Here is an 11,400-nt window from a genome sequence, read left to right as displayed (position 1 = left end):
AAAAGCAGAAAGCGCAACGCCCGCGACGCGAGCGTTGCGCTTTCTGCTTTTGGGTTTTAATGGGGTAATAATAGACTCAAACCCTTGGGCGATCGATGTTCGATCGCCCAAGGGTTAGGTATAGTTGCGACCGCGCCAACTTTTCGGTCTGGTGAGAGCGGAGATCCAGATACGGATCGCCGCCAAGGGATCGGCAAGCGGAGAGAGCCAAAACCAAAAGCCCACTTCCGTATAACTAGAACGGATACCGAAGGTCAATAAGCAGCGAATGCTAACAAGAAAGACATTCAGCCAAAATAGGATACTCGTGGGTAGTGATGCCGTAGGTTGCCAGATTAACAGAGAAATTAATAGGGGCAACGGCAATCCCTGCACCGCCGTAAGTAATAGGCAATCAGCCAAGGTTTGATTTGGGGTGGAAGCATCTTTGAGATCGAGCGATCGCCCCCATTCGCGCCATGTTTCGCCCATAGAAGTGTACATCCGCACCTGCATTAACGCCGCACCATCAAGGAATCCGACCTTTGCACCTCTCTGGGCGGCAGCTCTGGCAAGAGTAACGTCATCACAAAAGGAGGATTTGGCAAGCTCATAGCCATTTAACTCAACCAATTTGGCACGTCTAGATAGGAAGCATTGACCATTTGCCATTACCCGATCTTCGGTGAACTGAGTGCGATCGCCTGTTGCCCCAAATCGGAAAATGAGGGTGATTAATAAGGCAGGTTGTAACCATTGTTCGCCCGCAGTCTTGAGGATAAATTTGGGGGAGAGCGACACAATATCGAATTCGTTGGCAGTTGCTTGTGCCACTAGGCTAGCAACTAGTCCCTGTTGGGGCAAAGTATCGGCATCAATGCCTAGTACCCATGTACTGGTCGGATCGCTCTGGAGAAAGCCATTATGCAAAGCCCAAGGACGACCGACCCAGCCTTCTGGTAAAGGATCATCGGTTACAAGCTTTAGAGGAATGGGAAAATCCTGTTGCAATTTCTGTACATATTCGGGCGTGCCATCCTGCGATCGGCTATCAACCACAATAATCTCTTTAGCTGCTTGATCGCGTAAGCCTTCTAAACAGGTTGGTAGGCGATCGATCTCATTTAAAGTGGGAATGACAATCGAGACTTGGGGATTTTGTTTAGCCAGAGTCTCATCCGAGTTAGCTAGAGGTAATAAAGGGGCAGTGCGATCGCGCGCAGTACTGAGCCGCTTTAAAAGTACAAGTGTCGAGGGGACTTGTAACAACAAAAAAAATAGCGAAAAGCCTGTCAAAAAAAGCGGGTTATTCAACTTCGATGGAGATGCTTACATTCTAAAAGCCGATCCTACCTTAATTCGCTCGAACTTATTGGGCTCTCCCACGAAATTAGAACCGATATTTTCGTTAAAGCGTTCTAATTAAGTATTTTTAACGAAAATATTTTGGTTCTTGCAGTTATTCTTCTAGGAGACTTCTCAACATCCAAGCTGTTTTTTCATGGACTTGGAGGCGTTGAGTTAGGAGATCGGCAGTGGGTTCATCGTTGGCTTTTTCTGCGATCGGGAAAATAGAACGAGCCGTACGAGTTACGGATTCCTGTCCTTCAACCAATAACTTGATCATTTCTGTTGCCTTGGGTACTCCTTCAGTCTCAGGGATTGAAGTAAGCTTGGCATAGGCGGTATAGGTTCCAGGGGCAGGGATGCCTAGCGAACGAATGCGTTCAGCAATGAGATCCACGGCGAGAGCAAGCTCGGTATATTGAGCTTCAAACATCAGGTGCAATGTATTAAACATTGGTCCCGTTACATTCCAATGGAAATTATGGGTCTTCAGATATAGAGTGTAGGTATCAGCAAGCAAGCGCGATAATCCATCAGCGATCGCAATTCGATCTTCTTCAGATATACCGATATTAATCGAACTAGACAGGTCTTTATCTGATTTTTCTTTATTTTTAGCCATTTCCTTTTACTTGAATAGTTTTGCAAGAATTATAACCAACAAAACCATACCAATGAAGCACCCGATTGATGGGTTTCATTACTATTAAAAAAGAATACAAATCAACTTAAAGCGCCACCATTCTCTTATCGGCTTTTAGGTAGTTCAGCATAGTTAACGTCAGTTCAGGTTAAGCTGGCAAATTTTCAAAGCCCAAAAGTAAAAGCCTTGCTAAGCAAGGCTTTTACTTTTGGGCTTTGAAAAAGGGTTTGCGTAGCAAACCCTTTCTCAAAGCTCGTTTCAAATTATCCCGAACTGACGTGAAATTAAGGTTTATCAGGAGTCGCCGCAGGCAAATTTAATGGAATTGACTGTGCAGGAGCAGTCTTAGGTGCAGGGGCAACTTGGGTTGCTGCGGGAGCTGCCACAGTGGGGGGATTAAACCACCCACCACTGAGAACTACAGTTAATCCCAAAAAAGCTGCGGTTAGGAACCAAGTTACTCGATTTAAAGCTGTTTCCGCACTCTTGGTACTTGAAAACAATTGAGCTTGACCGCTAAAGCCGCCCAGCCCATCACTTTTGGGACTATGTAATAAGATTAGGATCACTAAACAAATAGCGATAACAGACCAGACTATCTTTAAAGTTCCGTACATTTTTAGATATTTTTCTTTATATGTTTTCTATAAACAGCTTAACGTATCAACAATTGTCTCTAAGCAAATTGCTGACCTAACTCAATGGGGTTATGAACTGTGATTCGCTTTTTGGAAATAGCGATCATCTTTTGCTTTCTTAAGTCACCAAGTAATCTTGTTACCGTGACCCTTGTCGAACCGATCGCTTCGGCGATCGCCTGATGGGATAATTTTAAGTCGATCGTCACGCCATCGGTCGAGGGCGTTCCAAAATCGCGGCAAAGAATCAATAAAAAGCTGACTAACCGCGATCCCATATCGCGGTGGGCAAGCGTCTCAATCATCATTTCCGTTTGCAGAATCCGTGACGATAAGCCACGTAACAATACCATCGGTAATTCGGGATCTTCTTTCAGTGCCTTCTCCACCTGATCGATGGGCACCGAAAGCAACTCCACTGGGGTAAATGCTACAGCGTGATAAAAGCGATCGGAGCGATTGCCAGTAATTAAAGACAACACACCGAAAACACTATTTTCGCGTAATAGCGCAACTGTAATTTCTTCGCCTGCCTCGTAAACTCTAGAAAGTTTTACCGCTCCCTTTACCAAAAAGTAAAAACGTTCCGCAGGATCGCCAGGAAAAAAAATCGTCTTACCGCGTTCAAACGTTTCTGTCATGGGGGGGAACATTCCCCCATTCATTTCGCGAAAGACTTCAACAAGAGCACGGTCTACCAATCTTATACACCCTCTTTTTTAACCAAAAATAAAACGCCGCAGTCCTCACAACCAAATCTCAAAGATAGGGATTATATCAATTCACTAAAGTCTGCCAAGGCTTTGGTGAACTAAAACCTAAATTTCATGATTATTTCAAGTTACAAAAATAGCTTTATTATTTTTTTGTAACTTGAAATGCTAGATCTTCGGAAAGTATGCCAGCACACAATCAATTGGAGTAGTTTATGTTAGCTTTCATCTAATATACAAAATGAAGATACAAACAGCTCCAAATATGTATATATCCTTCAAACAATTAACTTCTTGAAGATGCAGCAACCCTTGATGAACTGGTAAAGGTAGGTTACATCTTAGAAAGTTAATCTAGAAGTAGATACGATTATTCTCACTTAAACTTACTACATAATTGCAATTTGTATCAGAATGTACATTTTTTGCAACTAATCGAGATTGGGAGAGCCCTTACTCGACAAAAGATGGGGCTAGACAAAATAACGAGGGGCGATCGCTACCTGAACATACTACTTACCGAGGTATCTTCATGAACCCGCCAGATTGTTTCACCTAACAAGTCGGCAACCGATAGTACCCGTAATTGTGCAAAATAGTTTTCTTGTCTGACTGGGGTTGAATTAGTTACGATTACTTCTTCAAACACGCCACTGGACAAACGTTCGATCGCTGGTGGCGAAAAAATAGCATGGGTGGCACAGGCATAAACTTGACGCGCACCTTCCTTTCTCAGGAGCTTTGCCGCTTCATAAATTGTCCCAGCAGTATCGATCATGTCATCGACAAGGACAGCAGTTTTACCTGAGACATCACCGATGACATTCATCACCTCAGCCACATTATGGCTTTGGCGACGTTTATCGATAATCGCTAAAGGTGCGTCATTTAGTTTTTTGGCGAAAGCCCGCGCCCGCGCAACTCCCCCTACATCTGGCGAAACTACCACTAAGTCGGGGAGTTTCTTCTCATTGAGATAATCAAATAGAACTGGGGAGCCATAGACATGATCACAAGGTATATCAAAATATCCTTGAATTTGTGCCGAATGTAAGTCCATGGCAATCACGCGATCGGCTCCAGACTGCACAATTAAGTTGGCAACTAACTTTGCAGTGATTGACTCTCGTCCTGCGGTTTTGCGATCGGCTCGCGCGTAGCCGTAATAGGGCATAACCGCAGTAATTTGCCTTGCCGAAGCCCGACGACAGGCATCAATCATAATCAATAATTCAGTCAAATGGTCGTTAACAGGGCGACAGGTTGGTTGGATCAGATAAACATCACAACCCCGAATCGATTCCTGCACCTGCACATAGACTTCCCCGTCAGCGAAATTTTTTCGCACCATAGGCCCTAATTCGATACCTAAATAACGGGAAATCTCTTGGGCAAGTGGCAAATTTGCCGATCCAGCAAATAGCCTTAGTCGATCTTCACCGCTATTTAAAGAAGGTAGTCTGTGAAGTCCATGCCTAGTAGTCGTTAAGTGTGTCACTGCAATTTATCAGGAGGTAACATAGCCATATTTCTATTGTCAGGCTTAATTCGCTATTCGCGTCATCTGTTTATGATTAAATTAGATATTTTTTTAGCCAGAATGATATAAAAGCCACAAATTTAGAAGCATGGCTCCTAAAATCTATGGCTTTTTATTTGGGGGGGCGGCGGCGTTGGAGGAAATCGGGGATATCTAGTCCTGGCTTACTCAGCTTGATTTCTGTTTGTGATGCAGGTGTTGTAGAAGTCGATGTCCTTGTTGTGGGCGTAGGTGGTAAAGGTTGTACCTTTTTCACAATTTGGGGCGGGATCGCTGGATGGGACTTGGGCGCAAACCCTGTAGCAATTACCGTGATCCGAATTTCGCCATCTAGTTTGGGATCGATGACTGCGCCAAAAATAATATTGGCATTTTGATCGACTACTTCATAAATGGTCTCTGCGGCGGCATTGACCTCATGGAGGGTCATATCCTCGCCACCAGTGATATTAAAGACAACACCGCTAGCTCCTTCGACGGAGGTTTCTAACAGAGGCGAAGAAATGGCTGTCATCGCGGCTTCTCTTGCTCTAGACTTGCCAGAACCAATACCGATACCCATCATTGCCGAACCAGCATCTGCCATAACGGCGCGAATATCGGCAAAGTCTACGTTTACTAGTCCAGGGATCATGATGATATCGGAAATCCCCTGCACGCCTTGACGCAGAATGTCGTCAGCAACTCTAAAGGCTTCCTGTACGGGAGTTTGCTCGGATATTACTGAAAGCAACTTGTCGTTGGGGATCACGATTAGAGTGTCAACCCGACTTTGTAAACCTGCAATTCCTTCTTCAGCCTGCTGACCTCGTCGCCTACCTTCAAAAGTAAAGGGTCTTGTAACGATACCGACCGTGAGCGCTCCTGCTTCTTTGGCGACCTCCGCAATAATGGGGGCAGCTCCAGTGCCAGTGCCGCCACCCATGCCTGCGGTAATAAATACTAAGTCGGCTCCTTCGACGGCTGCTGCGATATCATCACGGGACTCTTCGGCAGCTTTCTGTCCGATCGCAGGATTACCACCTGCTCCCAAACCTCTGGTCAGCTTCTGACCCATCTGAAATCGCTTAGAAGCGGAGGATTGCAGTAATGCTTGAGCGTCTGTATTAAACGACCAAAACTCTACACCAACCACATCACTGGCGATCATGCGATTTACAGCGTTGCCACCGCCACCGCCAACACCAATTACCTTAATTTTTGCAACACTGCCCAACATGATATTATCCGCTTTTGCATCAACGCCTAACTGCTGCTTCATACGATTGTGAGAGTGACTTAGGTGTAGTCTAGAGTTATTTGAAAACTCAGAAAGTTCATCCATTTGCACGTCTACTTCTCCGTTTTCCGAACCATTTGAGTTCAAACCTGACCAGTCGTTTTGAGATGTCATTTATCGGGGGATGTCATAAATAGAATCGTTGTACTGATGCTCTCTAGATTTTGCTAAGCTTAAACCCCATTCGAGTCAGAAGTCCGAGTAACAGTTTAAACCTACCAGAAAAAAATAATAATAGCCTTAAAACGACAATTTAGGATTTTGTTTCTGAAGATTTATCTTTTGGTGACCTGTTTATTTCTAAAATCGGGTCGCTTGGTTGACTTACATCAATATATTTAAAGCTTTTTGATGTAAATTTTTCGGGCAGATTTCTCAGTCGATCAAGGGTTTCTAGTTGGGTGTTAAAAATTGATGGTTTGTACGTACCAAAATAGACCAAGCCCAGCTCTGTCGTCAAAATCAAATTTGAGTCGTCCCGCGCATCTACTTGCGAAATTTTAACTTGACTCTGACTGACTTGACGATAAAGAGTTGACCACTGAGCGATCGCTCGATTATTAGGTTCTAGGACAACAAGGTTGGGCTTGGTGATATTCGATGGATAGGCTTTGGCGGGCATCCATATTCCCTCTGCATCTAAGAATCCCTGCTGACCTTTACGTGTAGCGTTGGCGATCGGCAATCGTTCTTGAACCTGAATAGTGAGTTTTGAGGGAAATATTGTGCGGGATACCAAAACCTTTGATACAGGGGCATTGGCTTCGAGCTGGTTGGCGAGTTCTTGCGGTTGAATTTGAAATATTGATTGGGGATATTGGAGTGCTAGGGATTTCCTGATGGTTTCCTTAGAAAGAAGTTTGTTACCTTCAATTTCGATCTGGTTGGGGCTCCGTAGTTGCCATTCAGGAAGCATCGCAACCCACAGCATCCCACCCGTGATTCCAGTGATAAATGTTAACTGCCAAATACGTTGAAAGATGCGAAGGCGGCGTTGTTTTCGCAGTTGTTTGCGGCGGGCCACATAGTCTGCCTCTCCTGTGGAGATAGGGAATTCAACCGTCATCTTTGCTCCTACCTGTTCATAGTGCTAGGAGTCAGATGATGGGCTACTAGCAAATTGTCGTTCCAGCATAGCAATGATTTCTGCCCGTCGGTTTGAAATAGCCAAGGGATCCTTAGCATTTTCAGGTAAAAACATGACGCGATCGATGTTCTTATACTTATTCGATATTTGTTGCTTATTCATTAAAGACTGGATCGCTTTAACGAAAAATATACCTGCACTGATGACCAAAAGTACAGATATTGATACGTAGATAATTGCTGCGATCACCATATCTCTTATGTTTGACTCCGAAGTATTGATATCACAATAGATGAGCAAATCAGGTTTTTCAACAAGAGTTACAAAAATGTATAGATTTGCTTTGCAAACCTTCATATATAGCTATATTCGCTTAAGTCAGGACATCAAAGCCAATAGAGAGTTGCGGCGCGAAGCGCCGCAACTCTCTATTGGCTTTGATTTTTGTCCTAACATTACTGACTATAGCTATAATATCTATCTCATCATATAGCGATCGCTACTTTGGGAACAATTGACATTACCCCAAAACACAGATTTTCGATTGAAAGTGTTGCTGAGCAACACTTTCAATCGAAAATCTGTGTTTTGGTTGATTATCAGTTACTTTTATACAATCTCAAATAAGTAAGTGGGCTTAATTAAATATAAACCCCTAAAACCCTTGATGCATGCTGCGCGTGCGCCACAGGTTTTAGATCTAGATTTTAATTATGCTGAGGTACTTAGTTTTAAAGTTTTAATTTCAAAGTTTTAATTTCAGAATCATTGAATCCCTATGCAACTCAAACGATTAGTAGCGATCGCGATCTTTTTACTCACCTTAGTAGGCTTAATTCTCTCGGCTGAGCCAGCCAAAACCAATGGAATCGCTACCTTCAAGTCAGCTAACAATCGGAATAAAGTTGCTCTAAACGGTTCTTCTCAAGCACCCCAAGATATTTACTTCTCAGCAGCCATCAATCAATCCGCTCCAGTCTTTGGGTGCGAAGTCCAACCACCAGCCAATCCACCTGAACCATCATTACCCGCAGCATTAACTTCTATTCCCATTACTTTAGAGCGCTTTCGGAAATCCGTAGCTACATCGAAGACCACGATCACTTCGCAGAAAGCAATCACCGCTAGTCCTAGAGAAATTGTGGCTTTGGCGGCGGCTTCTAACTATGGCGATCGCTATCTAAAGGATCTATCGGGCAAACCTGCTAACTATGCCCCGATTATCGTCCTTCATGAAACAGTGGGTTCTACGAACGGTACGATCAATTTCTTTCAAGAATTCCATACCGATGAAGATATTCAGGCAAGTTATCATACCTTAATCGCCATTGATGGCTCGGTTATCTACCTCGTTCCCCCCGATAAACGGGCTTTTGGAGCAGGTGATTCTGAGTTTGTAAGTGCATTAGGACAGGAAGCAGTACAAACTAATCCGCGCTATCCCCGTTCTGTCAATAATTTTGCCTATCACATTTCGCTTGAGACTCCTGAAGATGGCATGAACGAGGACTATACCCATAGCGGATATACCGAAGCTCAATATCTATCGCTGGCATGGCTGGTTGCCAAAACCAATGTCCCCCTAGAGCGGATTACTACCCATAAAATCATTGATCGCTCTGGCTCTCGGATCGATCCGCGCAGTTTTGATTTTAATTTGTTTAAAAAATTATTAACTGCCTATCCCCGAACCAATGAAATTGAGATCGGCTGTTCTGCCCTCAGAAAATTCCAAAGTTAAGGCAAATAGCGCTCTATTTTTTCTGACTTTGTTGGTATATGTGGTGGTTGGTCGATCAATTTTCCACCATCATTCGGTCGCGGGCAAATATATGAACCAGCCCAAGGAGGCAAAATTTCAGTTTATCCGCTTCGATCGCGGGATTAGTCAATACAATCATGACTATTACGCGGCGCTAGGCTTTCCGATTGTTAGCGATCCTACCTACATCCGCAATGTATACCTGCGAATAGCCCGCATTTTACATCCCGACATATATGGCTTTTCGGCAGATGACAAAGCCATCGCCACCCAATATCTCGCAAAACTAGTCAACCCTGCTTACAATGCCTTGATGAAAGAGCAGGATCGCCATGCCTATCAAGAAATATTTAAGTTACTTGCCAAACGCTTAATGCTGAGGTCGCGTAATATCCAGATTCATTCGGAGAGCGCTTGCGAGTTAATGTGCTCCCCTAGTGACGAGGTTTACGAGCGCTTGGTTACGGAGATCGCGAAAGTACAATATCAATCGCTTCCGCAGATTCTAGATCTTACTGCGCAAATCAGCGAGTTAAATCTGGTTTACATCCTCTACAAGGAAGGCTATCAGCATGGAGCGGCGAATATGCCCCCAGTTCTTGCCCCCATGTTAAAGCCTACAAGCCCTAAACCCCACACCCAAAATTTTCTGCCGCCACCATCAAAGCCCAGTTACAGCTACAGACTCCAGTATTCATCCGCAACTCAAGAGCCCGCAACTCAAGAGACCCCGACTTTACAAAATGCTTCCCCACAACCAACCAGTAATTTGACAGCTTCTGATGAGACTGTAATTCAGTCAGAAGCAGCAATTGATACGACAATAATCGATGAACGTATCAAAACTTGTGAAATCAATATCTTGCAAAATAATTGGAAAACTGCCCTCCAAGATTTGCGGGCTATCTTAAGAATGGATGAAAACAATAGTAAATGTCTGGCTCTGCTAGGCGTGGTTTATACAAATACCCATCAGCCAGAAATGGCGAAGGCAAGCTTTAAGCGATCGCTCTATATCAACCCTCAAGAATCTCTAGCCCTAGAGCATCTTCTGGAATTAACCGATCCAAGGCTCAACCAAAACAAGGTTACCAAAAACAATAGCAAAGGCGATCGCAAACCAAAGCCCACCCAAAAGCCCATTCAAAAGTCCATTCAAAGGCAAGGCTGGATCACTGATCTACTGGAAAAGGTTTCTTTTTGGCGTTTCTAGGCATTACGATAATAATTATCGATAATGATTATCATTTTATCTTGCCGCTATGCCTATCAACTCAACAAGATCGATCGCCAAATTCAAAACCAACAAAGGGATCAAGATTTCGGCGATCGCCACATTGATGGCTATTGTCGCTAGTATCAATGCTTGCAGTATCACGACTTCTAGCAAACCCCCTGAAACCCAATCCCCCCTAGCGACAAACCCATCAGAAAATTTGCCCTCAAATTTGCGCTCAAATTTGCCCTTAGTAGTTGCGACCAATACCGTTACTTGCGATCTCACCAGACAAATTGCAGGTTCGACGATCGCTTTAAAGTGTCTGATTGAAGCTGGCACCGATCCGCATCTTTATCAACCCAAACCCGAAGACCGCAAAGCGATCGACTCAGCTAAGTTAATTCTCTATGGAGGCTATGACTTTGAGCCAAATTTGATCAAGTTAATCAAAGCTAGCTCTAACAACGCCCCCAAAGTTGCCGTGAATGAATTAGCAGTAACCAATCCTTTGCTTGCGGAAGCAGGAGATGACCATAACAAGGCAAAAGATGTCAAACCAGAAAATCGCAAACTCGAAAAAGAAACCGACCCCCATATATGGCACAATGCCCAAAATGGCATCAAAATTGCGCAAACAATTAGCAAAAACTTGAGCAATCTCCGTCCAGAGGAGGCTGATACCTATACTCGCAATACGGCTAAGGTTGTTAATGAATTAGACCAGATTGATACTTGGATCAAAGCTCAAATCGCGACAATCCCCCCCAGTAACCGTAAACTAGTTACCACCCATGATGCTCTGGGCTACTATGCTAAAGCCTATGGAATTCCAGTGGAAGGAGCTTTGAATGGTATTAGCACCGAAGAACAACCCACCCCCACAAGAGTCAAGGAATTGGTGGATGAAATCAAGTCCAGCCAAGTTCCAACTATTTTTGCTGAGGTATCGATCAATCCCAAATTGATTAACGCTGTTGCCAAAGAAGCAAATGTTAAGGTAGCAGAACGGGAAATCTATGCCGATGGTTTGGGCTCAAAGGGAAGCGAAGCAGAGACTTATACAGGAATGCTCATCTCTAATACCCGTACAATTGTTGAGGGATTGGGAGGCAAGTACAAACCATTCCAATTAAAATAACTTCCATTACCATAGGACATAATCCCCAAAATACAAGTGGCGGCGCGAAGCGCCG

At 44.0% G+C, this 11,400-nt stretch carries 11 protein-coding genes; 3 read left to right on the top strand and 8 right to left on the bottom strand.

The genetic code is table 11. From position 1 onward, the window contains the following. Positions 1-114 precede the first annotated feature (114 nt). The 8 genes from PSE7429_RS17330 to PSE7429_RS17295 form a co-directional block, all read right to left on the bottom strand. Complete coding sequence (locus PSE7429_RS17330; RefSeq protein ID WP_233424382.1) at positions 115-1,251, bottom strand: glycosyltransferase; 1,137 nt, start codon at positions 1,249-1,251, stop codon at positions 115-117. A 187-nt stretch (positions 1,252-1,438) separates the two neighbouring features. Further along, complete coding sequence (locus tag PSE7429_RS17325; RefSeq protein WP_009628592.1) at positions 1,439-1,948, bottom strand: Dps family protein; 510 nt, start codon at positions 1,946-1,948, stop codon at positions 1,439-1,441. 305 nt (positions 1,949-2,253) lie between these two features. After that, complete coding sequence (gene secG / locus PSE7429_RS17320; RefSeq protein ID WP_009628591.1) at positions 2,254-2,586, bottom strand: preprotein translocase subunit SecG; 333 nt, start codon at positions 2,584-2,586, stop codon at positions 2,254-2,256. 59 nt (positions 2,587-2,645) lie between these two features. Then, positions 2,646-3,272 (bottom strand): global nitrogen regulator NtcA, encoded by a 627-nt coding sequence (gene ntcA / locus PSE7429_RS17315; RefSeq protein WP_052017741.1) that lies wholly within the window; start codon positions 3,270-3,272, stop codon positions 2,646-2,648. Positions 3,273-3,819: 547 nt separating this feature from the next. Then, positions 3,820-4,818 carry a ribose-phosphate pyrophosphokinase gene (locus PSE7429_RS17310; protein ID WP_009628588.1) on the bottom strand — a complete coding sequence of 333 codons (999 nt, stop codon included), beginning with the start codon at positions 4,816-4,818 and terminating at the stop codon, positions 3,820-3,822. Positions 4,819-4,972: 154 nt separating this feature from the next. Further along, positions 4,973-6,253 (bottom strand): cell division protein FtsZ, encoded by a 1,281-nt coding sequence (gene ftsZ, locus PSE7429_RS17305; protein WP_009628587.1) that lies wholly within the window; start codon positions 6,251-6,253, stop codon positions 4,973-4,975. Positions 6,254-6,392: 139 nt separating this feature from the next. Continuing rightward, positions 6,393-7,205, bottom strand: a complete 813-nt coding sequence (locus PSE7429_RS17300; protein WP_009628586.1) for a cell division protein FtsQ/DivIB — start codon at positions 7,203-7,205, stop codon at positions 6,393-6,395. A 24-nt stretch (positions 7,206-7,229) separates the two neighbouring features. Continuing rightward, positions 7,230-7,583 (bottom strand): hypothetical protein, encoded by a 354-nt coding sequence (locus PSE7429_RS17295; protein WP_009628585.1) that lies wholly within the window; start codon positions 7,581-7,583, stop codon positions 7,230-7,232. 421 nt (positions 7,584-8,004) lie between these two features. Between PSE7429_RS17295 and PSE7429_RS17290 the strand changes: the two genes are divergently transcribed. From PSE7429_RS17290 to PSE7429_RS17280, 3 genes are all read left to right on the top strand, one after another. Beyond that, positions 8,005-8,967, top strand: a complete 963-nt coding sequence (locus PSE7429_RS17290) for an N-acetylmuramoyl-L-alanine amidase (RefSeq protein WP_009628584.1) — start codon at positions 8,005-8,007, stop codon at positions 8,965-8,967. A 91-nt stretch (positions 8,968-9,058) separates the two neighbouring features. After that, on the top strand, positions 9,059-10,201 hold the full coding sequence (locus tag PSE7429_RS23830; protein ID WP_144052531.1) for a J domain-containing protein: 1,143 nt from the start codon (positions 9,059-9,061) through the stop codon (positions 10,199-10,201). Between the two features lie 49 nt (positions 10,202-10,250). Then, positions 10,251-11,345: a metal ABC transporter solute-binding protein, Zn/Mn family gene (locus tag PSE7429_RS17280; protein WP_009628582.1), complete on the top strand. Its 1,095-nt coding sequence runs from the start codon at positions 10,251-10,253 to the stop codon at positions 11,343-11,345. The last annotated feature ends 55 nt before the right edge of the window (positions 11,346-11,400 follow it).

This window comes from Pseudanabaena biceps PCC 7429, from assembly GCF_000332215.1.
In the GTDB taxonomy this organism is placed as follows: domain Bacteria; phylum Cyanobacteriota; class Cyanobacteriia; order Pseudanabaenales; family Pseudanabaenaceae; genus Pseudanabaena; species Pseudanabaena biceps.
This window is presented reverse-complemented; position numbering and strand designations above follow the sequence as displayed.